The 22,524-nt window shown below is 37.7% G+C and carries 17 protein-coding genes, 1 tRNA gene and 1 pseudogene; 11 read left to right on the plus strand and 8 right to left on the minus strand.

Annotation, left to right across the window (positions count from 1 at the left end; all coding sequences use genetic code 11):
• Nucleotides 1–47: 47 nt before the first annotated feature.
• The 6 genes and pseudogenes from PLA12_04605 to PLA12_04630 all read right to left on the minus strand — a co-directional run bounded on the left by PLA12_04605 (nucleotide 48) and on the right by PLA12_04630 (nucleotide 6,813).
• Nucleotides 48–1,877, minus strand: coding sequence for an N-acetylmuramoyl-L-alanine amidase (locus PLA12_04605; protein HOQ31779.1), 1,830 nt, complete (start codon nucleotides 1,875–1,877; stop codon nucleotides 48–50).
• Between the two features lie 126 nt (nucleotides 1,878–2,003).
• Nucleotides 2,004–2,915, minus strand: a pseudogene (locus PLA12_04610) (ABC transporter permease).
• A 15-nt stretch (nucleotides 2,916–2,930) separates the two neighbouring features.
• Nucleotides 2,931–3,182, minus strand: coding sequence for a hypothetical protein (locus tag PLA12_04615; GenBank protein ID HOQ31780.1), 252 nt, complete (start codon nucleotides 3,180–3,182; stop codon nucleotides 2,931–2,933).
• Nucleotides 3,179–4,351 carry an ABC transporter permease gene (locus PLA12_04620; protein ID HOQ31781.1) on the minus strand — a complete coding sequence of 391 codons (1,173 nt, stop codon included), beginning with the start codon at nucleotides 4,349–4,351 and terminating at the stop codon, nucleotides 3,179–3,181. The genes PLA12_04615 and PLA12_04620 overlap by 4 nt, the downstream gene beginning before the upstream one ends.
• Nucleotides 4,351–5,418, minus strand: coding sequence for an efflux RND transporter periplasmic adaptor subunit (locus PLA12_04625; GenBank protein ID HOQ31782.1), 1,068 nt, complete (start codon nucleotides 5,416–5,418; stop codon nucleotides 4,351–4,353). Before PLA12_04625 ends, PLA12_04620 begins: the two co-directional genes overlap by 1 nt.
• Nucleotides 5,419–5,466: 48 nt before the next feature.
• On the minus strand, nucleotides 5,467–6,813 hold the full coding sequence (locus PLA12_04630) for a TolC family protein (protein ID HOQ31783.1): 1,347 nt from the start codon (nucleotides 6,811–6,813) through the stop codon (nucleotides 5,467–5,469).
• 295 nt (nucleotides 6,814–7,108) lie between these two features.
• Between PLA12_04630 and PLA12_04635 the strand changes: the two genes are divergently transcribed.
• Together PLA12_04635 and PLA12_04640 are read left to right on the plus strand one after the other, a co-directional pair.
• Complete coding sequence (locus PLA12_04635) at nucleotides 7,109–9,379, plus strand: hypothetical protein (protein HOQ31784.1); 2,271 nt, start codon at nucleotides 7,109–7,111, stop codon at nucleotides 9,377–9,379.
• A 176-nt stretch (nucleotides 9,380–9,555) separates the two neighbouring features.
• Nucleotides 9,556–10,242 (plus strand): lipid-A-disaccharide synthase N-terminal domain-containing protein, encoded by a 687-nt coding sequence (locus PLA12_04640; protein HOQ31785.1) that lies wholly within the window; start codon nucleotides 9,556–9,558, stop codon nucleotides 10,240–10,242.
• Nucleotides 10,243–10,400: 158 nt separating this feature from the next.
• On the opposite strand, the gene PLA12_04645 is transcribed toward PLA12_04640, so the two are convergent.
• Nucleotides 10,401–10,476: transfer RNA gene (locus tag PLA12_04645), tRNA-Ala, on the minus strand.
• Between the two features lie 119 nt (nucleotides 10,477–10,595).
• Here PLA12_04645 and PLA12_04650 point away from each other — a divergent pair.
• The 9 genes from PLA12_04650 (at nucleotide 10,596) to PLA12_04690 (ending at nucleotide 21,901) form a co-directional block, all read left to right on the plus strand.
• A complete protein-coding gene (locus PLA12_04650; protein HOQ31786.1) occupies nucleotides 10,596–11,981 on the plus strand; it encodes a cellulase family glycosylhydrolase in 1,386 nt (461 codons plus the stop codon).
• A 47-nt stretch (nucleotides 11,982–12,028) separates the two neighbouring features.
• A complete protein-coding gene (gene menE / locus PLA12_04655) occupies nucleotides 12,029–13,459 on the plus strand; it encodes an o-succinylbenzoate--CoA ligase (GenBank protein ID HOQ31787.1) in 1,431 nt (476 codons plus the stop codon).
• Between the two features lies 1 nt (nucleotide 13,460).
• Nucleotides 13,461–15,101 (plus strand): CocE/NonD family hydrolase, encoded by a 1,641-nt coding sequence (locus PLA12_04660; GenBank protein ID HOQ31788.1) that lies wholly within the window; start codon nucleotides 13,461–13,463, stop codon nucleotides 15,099–15,101.
• A 136-nt stretch (nucleotides 15,102–15,237) separates the two neighbouring features.
• Nucleotides 15,238–17,370 (plus strand): right-handed parallel beta-helix repeat-containing protein, encoded by a 2,133-nt coding sequence (locus PLA12_04665; GenBank protein ID HOQ31789.1) that lies wholly within the window; start codon nucleotides 15,238–15,240, stop codon nucleotides 17,368–17,370.
• A 490-nt stretch (nucleotides 17,371–17,860) separates the two neighbouring features.
• Complete coding sequence (locus PLA12_04670; GenBank protein ID HOQ31790.1) at nucleotides 17,861–18,676, plus strand: flagellin; 816 nt, start codon at nucleotides 17,861–17,863, stop codon at nucleotides 18,674–18,676.
• A gap of 90 nt (nucleotides 18,677–18,766) precedes the next feature.
• A complete protein-coding gene (locus PLA12_04675; GenBank protein HOQ31791.1) occupies nucleotides 18,767–19,582 on the plus strand; it encodes a flagellin in 816 nt (271 codons plus the stop codon).
• Between the two features lie 93 nt (nucleotides 19,583–19,675).
• The gene (locus PLA12_04680; protein HOQ31792.1) at nucleotides 19,676–20,491 is read left to right on the plus strand and encodes a flagellin; all 816 of its coding nucleotides are present in this window, start codon (nucleotides 19,676–19,678) and stop codon (nucleotides 20,489–20,491) included.
• 160 nt (nucleotides 20,492–20,651) lie between these two features.
• Complete coding sequence (locus PLA12_04685; protein ID HOQ31793.1) at nucleotides 20,652–21,467, plus strand: flagellin; 816 nt, start codon at nucleotides 20,652–20,654, stop codon at nucleotides 21,465–21,467.
• A gap of 26 nt (nucleotides 21,468–21,493) precedes the next feature.
• Nucleotides 21,494–21,901, plus strand: coding sequence for a flagellar protein FlaG (locus tag PLA12_04690; GenBank protein HOQ31794.1), 408 nt, complete (start codon nucleotides 21,494–21,496; stop codon nucleotides 21,899–21,901).
• 54 nt (nucleotides 21,902–21,955) lie between these two features.
• Here PLA12_04690 and PLA12_04695 read toward each other — a convergent pair.
• The coding region (locus PLA12_04695) for a DUF1318 domain-containing protein (protein HOQ31795.1) at nucleotides 21,956–22,524 on the minus strand (569 nt) is incomplete at its 5' end.

The following is a 22,524-nucleotide window of genomic DNA, read 5'->3' on the forward strand; positions in this document are numbered from 1 at the left end:
TTCAGAAATTATTATAACAAATAGGAATAGTAATATCTGGAGGAGTTTTAATTATCAAAATAAGTAGACAATGCTTCTGCTATGGTTTCTGCCATTTTTTGGCGCCATTTGGGGTCGGCTACATTTTGTAAATCAGAAGGGTCTGCCAGATTAGCACATTCAACCAAAACTTTTGTTGAAATATCGGTGTTTCGAAGGACAGCAGGAACATAAGCATTGTATTTTGTCCTTCGGATTATATTTCGAATAGCAGAACCATTTGAATGAACCGTAATATGGTTTTTTTGAGCAGTTTTAATTAGTATTTGTGCAAAAAGTCTGGAGCGGGCTTCTGAATTAATTCGCTCATTTATTGTATATGTCTTCGGTTGATTTTCTTGCCATTCTTTATAGATAGAATAATTGACATCATCCCCAAATTTGGGAAGTTTTTCAATTCCTCGATAATAGTTTGCACCGGGAATATATACCATTAATCCTCGTATAGAGGACTTGTATGTAGCATCGCAATGGATACTAATGAAAATCATCTTTTCACGTGGAATTTTTGCTTTTTTTTCTTTACGAATAATGCTATTTGCCAGTAGCCATCGTAAATGGGCGGATGATACGGAATCTTGAGGATTATGTGGAGGAGTTACCAGAATATATTCATCTGTATCGTGGGTAAAGGTTTTATTCATAGAAGGTGTATAATTTTGGCTTTCATCTTTGAGTGTAACATAAACTCGGGCTTGTGTCTTTTGTTCAAGGTATTCCTTCAAACGACAAGCAATATCGTAATTAATCTCATCTTCCAATATTTTTTCCTTGTATCTCGGTGCTCCGTGGTCTCTACCTCCATGTCCCGGGTCAATAATAACGACCACCCCTTTGAGAGTATTTGTGGTTCCAGTAGTTTTTTTCGTCCTTTTAATTTGCTCAACTTCTTTTTTTACTTCATCTGCGATGCGTCGCTCTTCTTTCCCACTGGGCAGGTATATATCACTAAGCATATCTAAAGGAATTTTAATCATTGTGCCGGGTTTAACTGTGCGTTCATTACTAATCTTATTCCGTTTCTTAACAACTTCGCATACTTTTAATATATCAGCATGATCTGTATAATCTGTAAATCGGACAATAACGGAATATATTGTTTCACCTGCCTTTAATTTGTAAGTAGCATATTCCCCTAAGGTGTCCTTGCCATATTGGAGTTCTTTTGAAAGAACAGTTCCGTTAGTGGATGTTTTGATATCTCCCCAATCCTCATCAATGGCATCCATCGGTTCTAAAGGATTTTGTTCTGTTTCTTCAGCTGTTCTTGCTTTTTTAGTTAATTGTTCCTTTAACTCAGGACTAAAAATAGATGACGGAAAAAATATTTGATTACCTCCTGATAAAGGTAATTTTTTCCCTGAATTTTTAGGGTGTTTCATTATATCTACTTTTTTTGTAGTATCACCTGAGAGTGCTATTATCCATAAATTAATTGCATTATCATCCAACCGATAGCCCTGTGGAACTGTATGTCTCCAGCCTTCTGGGGTTATATTGTCCTGATTAAATATTAACATGAAAATCTGGAGGTATAATGATGTGCGAACTCTGTTTAATGGAATAGCAACAGCACGAAGATTTTTATACTTTTGGACTTCCGTTGGGTCTGATAATACGGAACTTAAAGTTTGATTGATAGATTTGCCATGTGATATAGAACATTCAAGAAAAATCTGGTAAGAAGGTCTACAAACTATTGTAATACCGGGTTGTAATTCTGCCCGTATTGTGCCTGTTTGAGCATAAGTAGAAAAGGATAAAACCAACAGAATACAACTTATTGTGGTAAAAATAACAACGAACCTATTAAATCGTATTCTTACTTCTAACAACATCAATCCTAACAAGTATTTGGTTAATTCTGTTTTTTGTTAAAGATAATACACGACATTGCCTCTGATATTCACATTAGAAGAGGGGTAAGGTAAATACTTGCAGAAATAGTATCCGAAAAAAACGAATTAGAAAGAAGGGAGTTGTTTCCTTTGAATGCGATGGTGATAAAGACGGAAGGATAGCCATGCCGTTGTAAAATAAAGGAAATTTAATGCCCATAATGTAAACCATTCCCAGCGGACTTCGTAAAGAGAAGCACCCATTTGGTTCATACGAACAAAACCTGCGGAACCACTCGTGCTGGGAAACAAAAGGGAGACAATCCTCAACCATTGAGGCAGGGTTTCTAATGGCCATGCAAAACCTATTAATAATACTGCTGGCATTGATGTGAAAATTAGGGCGGGTATAGAAATTTCCCTGCTTACAAACAAAGTGCAAAGGGAAAAGCCTAAAAAAATAATAGAAGAAACATACGGAATTAGGAAAATCATAAGTTCAAAAAGGTTGCCCAGTTGAGGCAAATTGTAAACTCGATAGATTACGGAAATATAAAATAAGGGGAAGAAAATATACATGCTGAAATAGGCAAAACCTCGTGCCAGAATAATGCAGAAAAAGATAGGTTTGTTTGTTTTTTCTGATACGGGTAAAGGTTCATACTGTTCCTGCCTTGTTCCAGTCAATATGCCGATACCAATAAGTAATGTTTGCTGCAATATCAGTATAAGCACCCCAGGGACTACATAAGTAGCATATCCACCTGCAGGATTGAATAAAGCACGAACATCCGTATTTAAAATGTTCCATTTCATCTTTGCATAGGGTTCTGTCAATCCTTCTGCCGTCATGCGACGAATTTCTACTCCTGCAGACATTGTGGCGGTGGCTTTATATACCCCTGTGAAAACCTGCCGATATATAAGGAAATAGGCGGCATCTGCAAATAATTGCACTACGGATTTTTGACGCGTCAGTATTTTCCTTTCAAAATCATCTGGGATAACGACGATGGCATTGGCTTTGCCCGAGATTACAAGATTTTTTGCTTCTTAAAAGTCAGACACACGATAAATAAGATTTACTTCCTCTGTAGCATCTATCCATCGTAAAAGTTTTCTACTAAGAGAAGTGTTATCTTTATCTACAGCAACAACATCTACTTCTTTTAACACTTCTCGTGAATAAGGTAAAGGATAAACCATCGTATAGACTGCTAATCCTGCGATTATAATTAATAAAATGCCCGGGTCACTAAAAATAGCAATGTATTCTTCTTTTAATATTTGCCAGAAGTATTTCATATTTTTCCCCAATATTCCGGACATTTAGCGAACCGTTCCCACTTTGGAGCAAAAAGTATAAGAGGAAAAAAGAAAAAAGCAAAAAGAATAAGCATGTTTGGAACAGAAACCCATGTGGGGACACCACGAATGGCTTGTTCTAAAATTATTTTTAAATAATGGGTAATGGGTAAAGAATAACTCCATGCTTTTGCAAACAAGGGCATTCCAATTACAGGATAGGTTATTCCCGCAAAAGCAAATGCCGGACCCGCATAAAATCCACCGAGACTGTTTGCCATTCGTAAGTTGGATGTTAAAGATACAAAGGCAAAACCAATACTTTGATAGGCAAGGACAAATAATATACTTGAAACAATGACAAAACTTAAATTCCCATTAAAGGGCACATTGGCTCCATACACCAATAATGTGAGCATGAAAAGAGTTAATATAGAGAAACCAATGGTATAGGGAAGGGATTTGCCTATAATTGCAATCCAGTAATTTCCACCTGCCTTTTCCATAAATTCTTTAACAGTTCCGTGTTTCAATTCGGAACCAAATGCACGTATCATGACCATGATAATAAATGCCTGCATCATAGTTGGTAAAAGGGCAGGCAATAGGAAAAAACGGTAATTTAAATTCGGATTGTATAAAGGTTGAGCATCCAGAGCAATGGGAGTAGCATATTGGGGGATATTTTTTATCGGGTCTCCTCGTTGGGAACGGAAGAGAAATTCCTCCTGATAGGTAATTTTCCCGACAACTTCGCGTAAAGAACGGCTAATAAGACTGCTGGTTAACATCCATTGATTATTGTAGTATGCAACAACAGCCTCGTTTTTATCTCCTTTCAATTTTTGTTCTAAATCATCGGGGATATAGAGTAAAGCATAGGCTCTTCCCTCACGGAGCCATTGGGTCCCTTCATTGAAATTGGGAGTGATAAGCCCAACGCTAAGGGAAGGAGATGCTTCTGTAGAACGAATAATCTGTCGGGCTAAATCGGAATTATCTCTATTGCAAATAACTACAGGTAAATCTCGTGGTATTTCCTGATAGAAAATCGAATACATAATCAGAAAACTGATAATGGGTAAAACGAAGGTAAAAAGATAATAGAAAGGGCTATGGGCGATGATATGGAGTTCCCTTCGTAAAACTCTCATCAGGGAGGTAGCCATTAAGAACTTCCCCTTCTGGAAACAAATCTTTTTATTAGATTATCAATTTTTCCACGAATAAAAATTACCCAATCGGCTTCTTTATCAGGGCGTTCCCATGGAACAACGATACTCATTCCAGGGCGAAGTCCCTCTGGCTTTTGTAGGGGTTTGGCACGAACTTCAAAGGTTCGTAAATCAAATCCTCCTGAAGCACTGGTGGCACGCCATGTGGCAAACTCACCTAATGGGGATATGTAATATATCTCCATTTCGAGAACGCGACGATTTAACGCAGGAATCATTCCCGCAATGACCTGTCCAATGTGTAATCCATTCATCTGGTCTTCCCGAATATTAAAGGTAATCCAGATTTTATCGGGATTTAACATCGTTACAATGGGCATACCCGCAGAAGCAATTTCGCCGGGGTAAACAATATGTTCTAATATTTCTCCATCAATAGGGGCAGTAACATGAACTTCATCGATTAACGATTCTACTTCTTGCACAGCACCGGAGGCTTGTTGAACCAATGCCTCTGCCGCTTTTTTGTCTTCCTCTCGTGTGCCATTAATAGCCATGTCATACTGAGCTTTTGCAGTTGCTTCCAGACGGCACGCCATTTTATATTGTGCCTCTACTTCATCTCGCTTTTGAGCAGGAACAACTCCTTCTTCAAATAATTTTTGTATCCTTTGAAAACTTTTTTCTGCCAACTCTTTTCCTGCCTGTGCTTGAAGCCATTGATTATATGCCATACGGATTTGTTCTTCTCGGGCTCCTTTTTCGGCTTTCTCAAACTGTGCCTGTGCTGCTTTTTGAGCACTTTCTGCCTGCTTCTTCTTTGCTTCCAATTGAGGACGGTCTAAAATAGCAACTGTATCCCCCTTTTTAACACGCTGTCCCTCTTCTGCAATAATTTCAAGCACGCGTCCTGGAACTTTGGCAGAAACATTTATCTTGTCGGTCTCGACTTCTCCCTGAAGGTAAAAAGGTTGGGGCTGAATGAAAATGTAAGAGAGAAAGGAAACTACAAAAAGGCTTATCATGAAAATAAAGAAAGCCACTAATCTTGGATGACGCATTTTTTTACATCCCTTCTGAGTATAATTAACGATAATGTAATTACTAATTTACGGTTGCGAAGGAGTTTTTTCCTCATTGGCTTCTACAATCTGAATCTGATTCATAAACTCCTGCCAACGGGACGATTGCCCACTTGCCTCCAATAGTTGAAATAAGGCAACATCGTAATCATAAGCGGATTTAAGCCGTCCCAGTTGTGCACGGGAATGTTGATACACAGCATCTACAACCTCAATAGAAGTGCTAACACCTTCTTCAAAGGCTTTAGTTCGAACACGCAAGTTCTCCGCCGTTAACTGTAATGTGGTATCAAAACTTTCCCACTGTTCCCGTGCTTTTTTCATCTCTTCATATCTTTTAACAACAAGACTTTCTAAGTCTTTTTTTACCTTTACTCGCATATATTCCGCTTTGCGGACCAATGCCTTTGCCGAAGCGGTTTTATGCTTCCCTTGAAAACCATCAAAAAATGTGTAATTCAGACCAATTCCTACAGCCCAGGTTGGGTCTAATAAGGTTAAATCATCTTCAAAAATTTCATGCATACCAAAAAGATACACCGTAGGGCGGTTTGCTCCTTTTTCCGCCTTAACACCTGCATTGGCTTGTTCAACCTTTGAAGATATAATGGATATAGCGGGATGTGTTTCGTTCAAGCTCTCTTTAAATGTGTCAATAGGCGGGTCACTGTTTAAGAGGAATAATTCGGAATTGGGTTCCCATAGATTGTTTTCAAAAAGGATATTAATGAGACCTTCCTGGATTATAGAAATGTCTCTTTGTGCCGCATCTTCTTCCTGCTTTGCTTTTGCCAATTCGACTTGAGCATGAAGTAATTCTACTTTTGCAATAATTCCTTCACGGAATAGCCGTTCTGCTCGGTCTACATGTTTTTCCATCAGTTCTCTTTTTAATGTTTGAACTTTATAATTCTGTTTTGCAAGCACCAACCCATAATACCGCTGAGCAAGTTCTGTTAGTAACTGAAATCGAGTCCATTCCTTTTGTGCTGTCGCCTCTGTTTTACGATGTTTAGAAACTTCATTGGCGGCTGAAATACGCCCCCCTGTGTAAACAGGCAAACTCAATTTAATTTGTCCCTTAGTAAATTGTTTTTCCTGGACTTCATAAGAAAAAGGTATCGGGTCTATGCTTATGTCAATAGGGGAATCTAAAAAGGTTTGCTTTATTTCCAATTCCCCTTTCGGATAGCGAAGTCCTTTCGCAGATTTCAATTCCTCTTCCTTTTGGCGAATTTCCTCATCTGCAGAGGAAAGAGCAGGATTGTTTGCTTCCATTTTTGCTACGGCATCTGTAAAACTGAGTGGTTCCGCAGAAGAAATCGGAGCCAACAACCCATATAGAATTATTATGAAAATAGAAAATCTACCCATTACCTTTAATCACTCATGTTTTGTCTGGAATAGACATTGTTTATTTGTTTTTTGTGTCATATATCATAACAAAATTTCAGGATTATTTACTATAAAAGCAATAAAAACAAAAATAAAACTTCAAAATAATTAATATAATAAAAACATTATACCTAATAACTACTTATATAAAGGATAGTACATTTTAAAAGGTATTTATGTATTTTTTTCTTTTAGAAACTTAATTGTGCTTACCAGAATCTAATTTCATTATAATGAACATTTACGAATAAACAAAGCATGATGAGGAGTTCGTATGAGTTTCCCTTTAAGTTTATTTTTTTGTTGTTTGTTACATATAGTAGGGCAGGGAATACCCGATGTCCCCTATGAACATTATTTTCATAATCCATTCCCCTTAAAGGATACAAATCTTTATACCGACTCGGCTTTCTTACCTATATGCATTAAGAAAGAAGAAGAAAACATAGTCTTATATCTGGGGACAGAAAAAGGATTATTCCAAATCTTATCTTTAAATAGTCCCAATTGGGAAAATGTTCCAGACAATGTTATAGAAAATGGGCATATTTTTGATATGGAAGTGGATTCAAAAGGGAAAATTTATTTAGGTGCATGGAATGGGTTATATTTTATTGAAAATGAGAAAATGGAACGAATTGCAGATGTCGGTGATATTCCAATTTCAGTAATAAAAATTACAGGAGAAAAAATTATTGCTGGAAGTCCGGAAGGAATCTGGATAAATGACGGAGATGGACAGTGGGAAAAAATAGAGTTAATATTTCCCCGAAGTATTCGGGATATTGCTGTTGATAATGAGGAGAATATCTGGATGGCTACGGAAGGAGGCTTAATTCGTATAAATGATGGAAAGGAAATAAGACACTATAAACACAAAGAAGACTTATTTGATGAAGGAGACCCGGAAAAAGAACTGATTTCTAATAATTTGCTTACGGTATGTGTCGTAAAAGACGATGAAATCTGGACAGGAGGATTAGGTGGTATTACTGTTTTAAAAAATGGTAGGGTAGTAAGAAAATACACGCATACAGATTTTCCCGGAGCAACAATTACAAAAATTGTATATGATAATATTTCTGACAAAGTATGGATTGGAACCAATAATGGTTTGGTATGTTTCCCGAATGGGGATAATAAAAATAAATTGGTTTTTCGGAGTAAACGATGGTTATTAGATGATAATGTCCGTGATATTTTTATGGATAAGGATGTAGTCTACATCAGTACCGTTAAGGGCGTAAGTCAGTTATCAGTACAGAAAAAAACATTAGCCGATAAGGCGAATTACTTTGAAAAGATAACACAGGAAAGACATACAAGGGAGCCGGGTATTGTAGAACATTGTAAATTGCGCGTTCCCGGTGACCTTTCGACCTGGGAACCTCTGGATGATGATAATGATGGTGGTTATACAAACATGTATCTTGCCAGTCTAGCTCTTCGATATGCAGTTACGAAAGATGAGGAAGTCCGACAACGAGCAAAACAGATTTTTAAAGCCATTTTATTTCTGGAAGAAGTAACAGAATTGCCGGGTTTTATTGCAAGGACAGTAGTCCCTGCGGATTGGACACAAGTTAATGACCCTAATGAGGAAATAAGCCCACAAAGAAAAGCAATGATGAGAGTATTAGACCCCAGATACAAACCTGTTGAGATTCGCTGGCGTAAATCCCGAGATGGAAAATGGCTCTGGAAAGGAGACACAAGTAGTGATGAAATTACGGCTCATTTCTTTGGGTGGGCAATTTATTATGATTTGTGTGCGGACGAAGAAGATAAACAATTACTAAAAGCCCTTGTTTCTCGTGTAATGGATAAAATCATTGCTGACGGATTTGTCCTTAAAGATATTGATGGAACACATACTCGTTGGGGTGTATGGGCTCCCGAACAACTTAAACATGACCCCGATTGGGCAAATGAAAGGGGAATTAATGCATTAGAAATTTTATCTTATCTGAAGACTTCATACCATATTACAGGCAACGAAAAGTATCAAAAGGAATATGAGCACTTGTTGATAGAGGAAGATTACGCTTCTCTTATAAAAAAGGCCAAAAATTATGGTCCTTCTTCTCGAACTCATATAGATGATGAATTGTTAGCCTTTACCTATCCGTCTTTGTTCCGATATGAAGAAGATGAACAGTGGTTAAAGATTTATCGAGATAGTATTCAGCATTGGTATAAGGGTATAGAAAATGAGGATAGCCCATTGTTTAATTTTATTTATGCCTGGTGTATGGGAAATGACCCAAATTTGGAAATGTCCGTAAAAACATTAAGAGAAATTCCTTATGACCTTATTAATTGGACAGTAGATAACAGGTTTCGGGAAGATATTCGCCTTGTTCGCGAATCAATTTTGGAAGTAATACAAACATCCCGACTCCTTCCGCCGGGAGAAACAGCGGTAATTCGCTGGGACAAAAATCGTTGGGAAGCAGTTCAAGGAGATGGCGGAAGAACAGAAAGAGCTGCTACCTTCTATTTATTCCCTTATTGGTTAGGGAAGTATTTAGGTCTAATTGAATGAATATTTCTGCATATAGTTTCGTATTGATTAACATCTTCCTATGATTTTTTGTAGAAATAATTTACGGATTTGTCATACAAGTTTTAATACTTTGTTGATTTTCATTTAGAATACACACATATTTTCCCCTGTTTTTTTTCTTATAGTTTAGCAATTATTTTCTAAGGTGTTGTTATATGATAGATTTTTCTGATTGGAACTTTATCTGGCAAACGGTGGGTGTTATAGGTGCTGTCATTTTTTTTGGACGATTTTATATACAGTGGATATGGTCTGAAAAGTTGGGGCGTAGTGTTATTCCCATCATATTCTGGTATATGAGTTCTGTGGGTTCCATCTTACTATTGGGATATGGAGTTTATATTCTTTCTCCTGTAGGTGTAGTTAGTTACGGTTTTAATTTACTGGTATATGCTCGCAATTTAATTCATATCTGGCGTAAACAAAATAAACTTACTCCTTTTCGTTATTATCTTACACATGGACTTGTTCTACTCGCTTTTATTGTATCAACAGTTGTCGTTTGTTATGTTTTCTATCAGAAGTTTTTTCATGTTCGTGAGATGGCAAAACCCCATGCAGTTCGGTATAGTTTCTGGATTTTTCTTGGATTAATGGGGCAAATACTCTTTGCTTTTCGTTTCTTAATTCAATGGTTGACTACAGAGGTAAAAAAACAGAGTGTCATTCCTCCCATATTCTGGTATCTTAGTCTTCTGGCTTCGTTCTTACAAATTATTTCCTATTCATTTCAGAAAGAATGGTTATATGCTATAGGTTTATTGACAACTCTCTTTGTATATTTCCGAAATATTTGGCTACTTAAAAAAGGAACAAAAGTTTTGTCTGCCAATGGGGAATAATAAAAATATAAATTAAAAGTATTGAAGGGAGATATTATGAATCACCTGTTTTTAAGATAGATAAACAGGAACTGGATGAATTTGAAAAAGGGTTCCCTTATAAAGAAAAACACATAACCCCAACTCAGTTAAGACATGAATAGGCATAAAAAAAACAATGGTGGAGTCGAGGAGGATCGAACTCCCGACCTCATGACTGCCAGTCATGCGCTCTCCCAACTGAGCTACGACCCCACGAGAATTGTTATTATAAACTAATTTACCTGTTGTTGTAAAGTAGAGAAATGCATTAGAATTTTATAATTTATTAGAATTAGAAATGTTTTTCTCTAAAATTAAAGGGATAAATTAAAATGAAAAAATATTTTTCAAAAAAGCCCCGTATCAATTCTGTTGTGTTCTTTTTATTTCTGATATGTGTTGTCTCTTTCTTTTCCTATGCACAATCGGACAAAAAAGAAGCCACAGCAATTCTAAGACCTCCATACTTATTAGATGAGTTTGGGCGAATTATTATTTATCATGGGATTACTGTTTCTAACTCTGCAAAAAGTGCAGAAGATTTTCTGCCATGGCAAAAAAAGGAAGATTTTGCACGATTAAAAGAATGGGGATTTAATTTAGTTCGATATTTAATTTTTTGGGAGGCAATAGAACCTGTTTCAGGTAAATACAACGATAAATATATGCAAGATACCCTTGAACGATTAAAATGGTTGGAGGAATTAGGAATTGATGTTCTTCTATGTATTCATCAAGACCTATTTCATCGGCGTTTTGGGGGTAGTGGTTTTCCTGACTGGGCTGTACATGATGGCGGATATCCAGTTACTCCAGTTTCGCCTCCTTATAAGAATTATTTTACAAAACCTGTAATGAGTTGTTTTGATTATTTCTGGCGGAGTGATTTATTAAAAAATAGTTATATAGATATGGTTAAATATGTCCTTTCTAATGTAGATAAACTTCCTCATCTGATAGGGATTGAGGTATTTGATGAACCTTGGCCCCATATAGGACCTGGTTTTGAAGCAACCATACTTACAGATTTCTATAAGCGTATAGAGAAGATGAAAATTGACAATAACTTTAAAACAACACTTTACTTCCAGCCTATGTTAATTTCCAGTGTTGTTATGCCAACAGGATTGCAATTCCAGCCAACAGGGTTCGCCGTATATGCCGTCCGTTACTTTGACCCCTTCTATGAAAACGAAAACAGTACTTATGGAAAAACAAATAACTGGATTATGTCAACTACCATTTCTCAAAGAGTCCGCGAGTCCCGCCGATGGGGAATTCCTATGCTAATAACCGATTTTGGTGTAGCACTAAATCCTGCAGAAGCAATGAGGTTCTTAGATGATTGGTTCTTACTTATGGACCAGTATCATTTAGGCTGGGTATATAATTCTTTTGATCGAGATACGGTGAACCCTTATGGAATATTAGATAGTGAAGGAAATTCCAAGCCTGTATTGGGCAAATTAATCCAAACCTATCCTCAAAGAATTGCGGGGAAAAACCCAACATGGTATACCAAGGGAAACTTATTTAAACTTAGTTATAAACCAGATGGAAATGTTGCTCCGACGGTTATTTTTATTCCTCGAAGTGATGTAGCAAGACAGGTAGTTGTAAATACAAAACCTTATCCCTATGACCCATTTAAGGACTTGCGTTTTGAATATAAAGCCAGTCCCAATGAAAAGACTGTAAATATTGTTGTCCAATGGTAAAGACATAAAATTTATTGACTCTTTAAATTACTCTTTAAAAAATAACTGTGTTCACTAATACATTAAAGAATTATTTTCGAGAATATTCAAAATATCCTCTTGTTCAAACTTGTGAAGGGGTTATTCGTTTTGGAGAGGTATGGGAAAAATCGGATAGATATATTAAGAGTTTGTCAGTTTTTGAAGGTAAACGCATAGGTCTTGTATCTGTTCCTTCACCAGAAACTTTGATACTTATCTGTGCTTTGATGAGACTAAATCCCAAAATAATTCTATTTTCACCCTTTGAACCATCGTCATTAATTTATAGATATATACAAGAAACCCAACCATTAGCTCTTCTTTGTGATGATAATTATGCCTCTAAATATACAGCATCTCCTGTTCCTGTTGTATCGTATAGAAAAATTGAAGAAGTAAAACAGTTGAGAATATCGGGTGCCTTAGATAAGCTCCAAATAGGAGAGGAGTGTATATTTATCATAATGACTTCAGGGAGTTCTGCTGCCCCTAAGAAAGTTGTTTTGACAGGGAGCAATTTATTAAACAATGCCTATTACAGTAATAGAAATCTTATTTTTCAGCCAGGGGATGTTTGGCTTTTGTCGTTACCTTTGTTTCATGTTTCGGGCTTATCTGTTTTATTTCGTTCAATAGAAAGTGGAGGTAGTATTTATATCCCGTCTGAAAATATCCGTTGGTGGGAAATGGATTTGCCGCCTGAGGTAACCCATATTTCCGTGGTTAGCACAATTATGAAAAGATTACTGGATAAAGAGAATTATTTTTTAAGGAAAAGGATACAAGGTATATTATTAGGAGGAGGCCCCATCCCCGAAGGGATAGTTCGTAGATGTTATGATATGGGTTTGCCTCTATATACAACTTATGGTTTATCGGAAATGTCTTCGCAAGTAACAACAACATGCCCAGATGATACTTTATCTCATTTATTAACCAGTGGAAAACCTCTTGTCCCTGATACAGTAAAAATAGGTAAAGATGGGGATATTTTCGTTCGCGGTCCATGTAGATTTCAGGGATATTTGCGAGAAAATACAGTGGAACAACCGTTTGATGAGGAAGGTTGGTTTGTTACTCAGGATATAGGAAAATGGACTTCGGATGGTTACCTTCAAATATTAGGTAGGAAGGATAATGTTTTTATATGTGGGGGTGAAAATATCCAGCCAGAAGAGATTGAAAATCAAATTATGTCCAGTGGCTTTGTGGATAAAGTTATGGTTGTTCCTAAGAAAGATGAGGAATATGGATATGTTCCTGTTGCTTTTGTCGACTTTTCCGAGGACAATAAGGAAAAGGCTTTGAATGAATATCTCCAAGAGCGAATATCCGGTATAAAAATACCCAAGTGTTATTTGCCTTTCCCTTCGGAATTTGAGGAAAAAGGAATAAAAATATCTCGAAAGAAATTAACAGAATGGGTATGTAATAACATAAAACAAAAAGGAAAATAACATGAAAATAGTCAAGAAAATAATTGTTTTATCGTTCCTTCTTTTGTTGTTTCTTTCTTGTGATATTTTTTCTACAGAGCGTTCTATAGAAATTCCCATGAGTGATGGGATAAAACTTAAAGCAGAATTATGGCTTCCAGACCTTGTGGGTTCCTTCCCTGTTTTATTAGAACGAACTCCTTATAATCGCAAAGAAATAATTAAAATGCACCGACATCTTGTTGATAGTGGTTATGCTGTTTTGGTTCAAAATTTACGGGGAACGGTAGGGTCAGAAGGGAAATGGGAAGTATTTGGTAGTGATAGTTGGGGAGGTCCCGGTAAGCAAGATGGAATAGATACCGTAGAGTGGATAAAACAGCAAAAATGGTGCAATGGTAAAATTGGTTTGATGGGTTTTTCTGCTTCTGCCATATCTGCCCAATTGCTATTAGCCTCCCGTCCCGAAGGTGTGCAGTGTGCGTATTTAGTAGCCGGTTCAGACAATTTTTATGAAACCATATTTCCCAATGGTTGTTATCGAAAAAATACCATCGAAGAATGGGGACCAGCAAAAGAATATCTCCCGGAGATTATAAAACACCCTTCGTATGATGAATTTTGGGAAAGACGTAATGCTCGAGAACGAGCAGGACAGATAAATGTCCCTGTATTTATTGTTGGCGGATGGTTCGATTTATTTCAGCGTAGTTCCACTGAATTTTTCAGACTATTGAACATGAACACAAACTCTCCGACATTCGGAAAATGCAAATTGATTATGCACCCACTATCTCATGCGGCAAACTCCGGAGAACTTGTCCTCGAAGACCGTAATAAAACAAATCTTGATGAGAAAGTGGGAAGTATGCAAGAATGGTTTAACTATTGGCTAAAAGAGATAGATAATGGTTTGTATAATAAATCTGCGGTAGGAATGTATATCATCGGAGATGGTCAAAATCCGGGAGAAATAGGGAATACTTACCAATTTTATAATAACCTGCCCTGGAGTTCTAATCCTGTTAAAATGTTTTTAATTTCAGGAGGAAACCTCTCATTGAAAACACCAACTGAAGAGGGCAATTTCTCCTCCTATATCTATGACCCACTTGACCCAACTCCATCAAAAGGAGGAAACAATCTTATTCCGCCGTCAGGTCCTCATGACCAAAGAGAAATTGAACAAAGAAACGATTTGCTTATTTTCACATCACCACCCTTAAAAAAACACTTAACCCTAATAGGTCCTATAAAAGTCCATCTATATGCTTCTACGAATGTAAAAGATACCGATTTCGGAGTGCGGTTTTGTGATGTTTATCCCGATGGCAGGTCTATGTTAATGAATGAGGGTATGGTCAAAGCACGCTATCGGGAAAATATTCGTGAGGAAAAATTTATTGAACCCGGGAAAATATATGAATACGAAATTGACCTTTGGGATACGGCATTAGTTCTTGCACCGGAACATCGAATACGAATAACTATTATTTCTGCAAGTAATCCGCGCTATGAACCCAATCCCAATACAGGTGAGCCTTTCCGTCAACATACCCAAACACTAAATGCCACCCAACAGATTTATCATGATAAATCTCATCCCTCATACATACTTTTGCCTTGTATTGATACCAGCGATGTATTACACGATTTGTTTTAATCTTTATTGGAATAGTTTTAAAAAATATGTCGAATATCTTCCCAATAATTAGAGATGAAAGATAGCGATAAACTAATATAGATTAAATTGAAATGAAATAGATTAATTAAATCTTTATTTAACAAAGGAGAAAACTATGAATATAAGCAAAAAAAGTATTAGTTTAATGAGTTTCATGTTTTTATTTCTTCTTGTCCCATTTGCAGAAGGTGCCTCGATGACTATATATGTCTCCCCGCAGGAAGGGCAACAAGGGAATGGAACAAATCTTTCTCCTTTTACTTCCTTACTACAAGTTAGAGATTATATACGCTCTATAAAACAGACAAAAGGACTTCCTGATGGAGGTATAGAGGTTATACTCAAAGAAGGAGAATATAAATTAAATGATACACTTGTTTTCACAAAGGAAGATAGTGGAACACCCCAAGCACCAATTATTTACCGCGGGGAAGAAAATGTGTATGTATCTTTTAACGGTGGTATTCGATTGGAAGGATTTAAAAAGGTAGAAAACGAAACAGGTTCGGAACGACTTCATGCAGAAGTAAAAGATAAAATTTATGTTATTGATTTAAAAAAATATGGAATAAAAGAATTGCCTCCTTTAGAACTGGCAGGTTTTGGGAGTGCAAAAGTGCGTTCAAAAGATAGAAGTTATAACAACTATAATACATGCCCTTGCCCCGAACTGTTTTTCAATAAATTACCAATGACTTTATCTCGCTTTCCTAATGAAGGTTTTTTGAAGGTAGCGGCTGTTCAAGGTGAAAAAGTAGAGCCGGAAAATCCAAATGCTTATTTAATGAAAAATGTCCGATTAAAGTTAGATGGGTGCAACTTGGCAGAATGGTCAAAAGAAACCAATATTTTACTTTATGGTTATTGGTATTACGATTGGGCAGATTCGTATGAGACGGTAATTTCTGTTGATAAAGAAAAGGGAGAGGTGCAATTAGCAGGTCCGGGTTCTGCGTATGGCTATCGAGAAGGAGCCCGATATTATGCAATCAATTTATTATGTGGATTAGACCAACCCGGAGAGTGGTGTATAGACAGAGAACATCTCTTATTGTATTTCTATCCACCTACTTCTCTGGATGGTGCTATTGTGGAATTATCCTTATTTGACAAACCTATGGTTATTTTTGATAAAGCGGAATATATTTCTTTTGAGCGAGTTCATTTCCGTTTAGGAGCAAGTAATCTGGTGCAGATATTCGATGGAGAAGCCATTCAAATATTAGGTTGTAGTTTTCGAGAATCAGCAGGTTATGGTTTAACTATTAATATGGGGAAAGGTCATCGTGTTCAGTCCTGCGATTTTCATTACTTAGGGAAAGGGGGAATATATATGAATGGTGGAGACCGTAAAACATTAACACCCAGTGGTTTTATTGTTGATAATTGCTACTTTTCGAACCTGGCGCGTATTGACCACACTTATAATCCAGCAGTGTATATGAATGGTGTAGGACATAAAATCTCCCACAATTTAGTTCATCATATACCCAGTAGTGCTTTCAGAACAGATGTGAATGATTCCATTATTGAATTTAACGAAGTATTTAATGTCTTATTAGAATCAGATGACCAGGGTGGAGCCGATATGTGGGGAAATCCAACCTATCGAGGATTAGTATTCCGTTATAATTACTGGCACCATATTGGAAGTTGGCGAGAAGGAACCGAACAACTCGCCTGTGGTCAAGCAGGTATTCGTTTAGATGATGCCATTAGCGGCGTTCATATCTACGGGAATATTTTCTATCATAGTTCAGCAGGTAATTTCGGAGGTGTTCAGATACACGGAGGCAAAGATAATCTTGTTGAGAACTGTATTTTTGCCAATTGCCGAATTGGAATTAGTTGTAGTCCTTGGACACGGGAACGTTGGCTTAATTTTGTAAAAGATGCCCTTGATAATCCAGCAATAGATAAAGAATTGTATTTAACCCGTTATCCGGATTTAAAAAATCTTTTGGAAGACAATAACAAAAACTCTGCACAGAAAAATATCTTCTGGAATTGTGGGCAAATTGTGTTGCGAAAACCCTCTAATTTTATATATGAAAATAATTTAGAAATAAAAGAACCCCAATTATTCCCCAAAATAGAGTTCGGAGATTTTACAACAAATTCAGAATTTTTGAAAACTCAAAATTTTGAATTTGAGCCTATTCCTTTTGAGAAAATTGGACTTTACATAGACCAATATCGCAAAAAATTACCTTTAGATGTTATTCAATCAGGGAGAAGGCAAAATTAAATACACACAATAAACAGTAGATTAATAGCAATCCTATTCTACCTAAGGTATATTTTTTAAAGCCAAATCATTCAAAAGAATTTTTAAAAACGGCTTGTATTTTGTTAAAAAATTATAAAAATCTTAATAATTGAATTTATGGAATTTAGCCCTTGAATAACAGAATTTACTTATATTATGGCAAAAAAAATAAAATTTTTTAAAATTTTTCTAAAGTTTTTTCTAAAGTTGCCGATAAAATAGATGTAAAGCGGTAAAAGACACAGTTGAATATGGAAAACAAAAGGGTGTCCGAAGACATCGAAAGGAGGTGACACCAAGGAATGTCAGTTCGGACCAGAGTAGTAAACAAAATTGAATATAAATGCTAAGGTATGTCGTAGGGACGCGACAAAAAACCGAAGCATATTTGTTGTTTTGATTAAGGGACAATCGAAACAACACAAAAGCAAGGACGCAAAAATAACATTAACTCATGGAGGAATTTGTTATGGGTCTTAGAATTAACACCAATATTCCGTCGCTAAATGCGGCACGAGTTTTACGGCGTTCAACGCTGGATTTGAACAAAACCTTAGAACGGCTTTCGAGCGGGTTAAGAATCAACCGTGCAGCCGATGATGCGGCAGGTCTTGCAATTGCGGAAGCGTTTCGTTCTATTGTTCGTGGTTCTAATGTGGCACAGCGGAATGCTCAGGACGGTATTAGTCTGGTTCAGACCGCAGAAGGTGCATTAAGCGAAACCACGAACATATTGCAACGGATACGCGAATTAGCAGTGCAGGCAGCAAATGGCACTCAGAGCGATACTAACCGTGCAGCTATTAACACAGAAGTACAACAATTATTAGAGCAAATTGACAAGATTGCTACTAATACGGAATTTAATGGGATTTATGTACTGAGTGCTACCCAGTCCGTTATCTTGCAAGTTGGTGCCTTCAGTGGTCAGGTATTGGCAATAACTGTTACGGGTGCGAAGACAAACGATCTTTCTATTAATTCAGTAAATGTATCTACAATGGCGGGTGCAGTTTCTGCATTGTCATTAGTAGATAACGCATTAAAGAGTGTTAATTCGCTCCGCGCTACTCTGGGTGCTTATCAGAATCGTCTTGAATTTACAATTAATACACTGGCGATTCAGGAAGAAAATTCCGCTTCATCGGAAAGTGCTATTCGCGATGCAGACATTGCACAGGAGACAATACGGTTTACCCGCAACCAGATATTGGTGAATGCGGGTACCTCTGTACTTGCCCAATCGAATGTTGTTCCGCAGACGGCATTGCAACTGTTAAGATAACAAAACTTAAACAGTAAAAGGTGTGTAACAATGAACCAATTATGGGCAGGGAAAGCCCAAAAAAAATAAGTAACTCAAGGAGGAATAACTATGGGACTTCGTATTAACACCAATGTATCAGCGTTAAACGCTGCTCGTGTGTTACGGCGTAGCACACTGGATTTAAACAAAACTTTAGAGCAATTGTCCAGTGGCTTAAGAATTAATCGTGCTGCGGATGATGCAGCGGGACTGGCTATTGCAGAAAATTTCCGAGCTCAAGTTCGTGGAACACAAGTTGCCCAACGCAATGTTCAGGATGGTATAAGTTTGGTTCAAACTGCAGAAGGTGCGTTGAGCGAAACGACAAACATCCTTCAACGGATTCGTGAACTAGCCGTACAGGCAGCCAATGGAACACAAAGTGATACGAATCGTGCAGCAATTCAGACCGAAGTGGATCAACTTGTCGGTCAAATTGATAAAATTGCAACAGACACAGAGTTCAATGGTATCAAAGTTCTAACCGGTGCTCAATCCGTTGTGATGCAGGCAGGGTATTTACAAGGACAAACGCTAAGTCTAACTATCAGTGGAGCCACAGCAGCGATACTGAGTGTGAACAATTTAGCGGTGTCCTCTCGTGCTCTTGCAGAATCGGCTATTACACTAGTTGATAATGCTTTGAAATCCGTAAATACCTTACGGGCAACGCTGGGTGCTTATCAGAACCGTATGGAGTTTACTATTAATACCTTAGCAATACAGCAAGAAAACTCGGCAGCGTCTGAAAGTGCTATTCGCGATGCGGATATTGCTCAGGTAACCATTCGGTTTACCCGGAACCAGATACTTGTAAATGCAGGAACTTCTGTATTAGCCCAAGCTAATGTCGTTCCACAAACAGCGTTACAGTTATTAAGATAATTTGTGGAAAACATTAAGTTTGATTAAATTTGAATTATTATTGGACAAAAAGTACATGGATGGAATAACTATAACTCATGGAGGAATTTAGTTATGGGTTTAAGGATTAACACAAACATACCGGCCATCAATGCAAGCCGCGTACTCCGTAGAACGACAGGAGATTTAAACAAAACGCTGGAACAGTTATCCAGTGGTTTGCGTATCAATCGTGCTGCGGATGATGCTGCAGGACTTGCTATCGCTGAGGCGTTTCGTTCTCAAGTATTGGGAACCGGTGTAGCTCAGCGGAATGCGCAAGATGGCATTAGCCTTGTTCAGACAGCAGAAGGCGCATTAAGTGAAACGACAAACATTCTGCAACGAATGCGTGAACTGGCTGTTCAAGCGGCAAACGGCACACAAAGCGATAATAATCGGTTGGCAATACAAGGTGAAATTAATCAATTAATTCAGCAAATTAATGCAATTGCCACAGATACAGAGTTTAATGGCATAGCCGTTTTAAACACAACCAGTGCTATTCAGATTCAGGCTGGAGTTTATTCCGGGCAAACCCTTGCTTTGAGTATGGCTTCGGCAACGGCAGCAGCACTGGGTGTCAGTTTAGTAAGTGTTGTTTCCGCTGTATTAGCCGCTTCCGCAATTAGTGTAATTGATGCGGCTTTAGGCACTGTAAATACCCTGCGGGCCAGATTGGGTGCTTATCAAAATCGTTTAGAGTTTACGATAAATACCCTTGCGATTCAGCAGGAGAATGCCTCCGCATCAGAAAGCGCTATTCGTGATGCAGATATAGCCCAGGTGACGATACGCTTTACCCGGAACCAAATTTTACTGAACGCTGGAACATCCGTATTAGCACAAGCGAATGTTGTTCCCCAAACAGCATTACAGTTGTTGAGGTAAAGTTACTCCCGGAGGCAGGGCTAATCCCCTGCCTCCATCTTGAACATATATTATCAGTATGAACTTTTGAGGGGATGGCGTGAAAGCCCCAAAAGCATATCTGATAATTAAAAGAAAAGGAATTCTGGATAAGTGTTAAACACTCAAGGAGGTAAGAACTATGGGACTTCGAATAAACACAAACATCCCGGCGCTGAATACAGCACGAGTTTTACGAAAGTCCACTCTTGACCTTAATAAAAGTCTGGAAAGGTTAAGTAGTGGTCTGCGTATTAATCGTGCTGCGGATGATGCTGCAGGACTTGCCATTGCAGAAAGTTTTCGGGCTCAAGTTCGCGGGACGAGCGTGGCTCAGCGCAATGCTCAGGATGGTATCAGTCTGGTGCAGACAGCAGAAGGGGCATTAAGCGAAACCACAAATATATTACAAAGAATTCGTGAACTTGCAGTTCAGGCTTCCAATGGAACTCTAAGTAGCAACAATCGCAGTGCATTGAACACAGAAGCCCAGGAGTTGATTTCGCAAATTGATAAGATTGCGAATGATACAGAGTTCAATAGCTTGCGGATATTGAGTGCTACCAATAGTGTTGTCCTTCAAGCGGGACCTAATCAAGGACAAACTTTGACAGTTTCTATTGATGCAGCCAATGCCAGCGTTTTAGGTATAAGCGGGATTACTCTGGCTTATGCCGATTCGGCTGCTGCGGCTATCACAAAGGTAGATGATGCATTGAAGAGTGTAAATACGCTCCGAAGCAAATTAGGGGCTTATCAGAATCGGTTAGAGTTTACTATTAATACTCTTGCCATTCAAGAAGAAAATGCAGCATCTTCTGAAAGTGCTATTCGCGATGCAGATGTTGCTCAGGAAACCATCCGGTTTACTCGCAATCAAATTCTGGTGAATGCGGGGACCTCTGTGCTTGCACAAGCCAATATTGTTCCCCAGACAGCATTAGCATTGTTGAGATAAAGTAGAGGAGGCGGAGCACTATGGGTATGTCGCATATTGTTGAATTTCAAAATACTGCGGATCTTCCTATGGCTATACGCGGGGAAACCCCGTTACCGGCTCCGCCTCGCATTCCTTCTTCGAAAGGTTCGGGAACAGAAAATCAAGATGTCGTTTTTGAAAAAACTGCTCCCGACGGCGAGGCGGAACAAAGAGCCGAATTGCAACAAGAGACCGTTGGGCAAATTACAACAGAACGAAAAGAAATTCTAAAGAAATTAGAACTTCCTATTACAAGTACGCGTTTGAAGGTTGATGAAGAAAATAAACGGATTGTTATTCAGATTTTGAATTCTCAAAATCAGGTTATCCGTCAAATACCACCAGAGGAATGGTTAAAATTCCTATCACGCTGGCAGAAAGTGCAAGGCTTATTCTTTGACGAAAAAGTATAAATAACTACATCTTTGAAGAAGGGTAAGAATAGAAGTGTGGGGTGTTTTGTTTTTTTAGGGAATTGTTATCCATGCTCCCGGTACACATTTATCTCCCAATTTTTGACCTAAAGCACTATTTTTAATTTTTTGGAAGTCATCATTCCCATCGGGTAATTGAACTGTTTGTCCAGGCTTTGCTCTTTGAATGCGTTCTAATGCATAGATGGATTCTACTTTAGAAATAGACATATCCGGAATATTTTTGTTTAAATTGGCAATTTCCTTATATAAAGATTTTCTGTCTTTATTCTCATCAGATAGTAGTCGTTGAATCTCGTTTTTCTTTTCTGCTTCTTTCAATGCATCGCACTCTTTCAATTCCAAATACCCCCTATTATTTTCTGCAAGACATCCTTGATTTTTTAATTGCTCTATTTGTTCAAAGCGTTCCCGCATACGGTCGGCGATTTCTTTTGCTAATGGAGAAACTGTCGCCAATGTTTCTGCGTAAGCAGGTGTAAATACATGGAAACCCGAACCTAACCAACTGGTTTTGTTTTTTGTATCCTCTTCTTTAACAGGCAATTCATCTGTTTTCTTTTCTACATAGTCTAAAAGACTACCTGCCTGTTCCTGGACAT

The organism is Candidatus Hydrogenedens sp. (assembly GCA_035378955.1).
Taxonomy (GTDB): Bacteria; Hydrogenedentota; Hydrogenedentia; order Hydrogenedentales; family Hydrogenedentaceae; genus Hydrogenedens.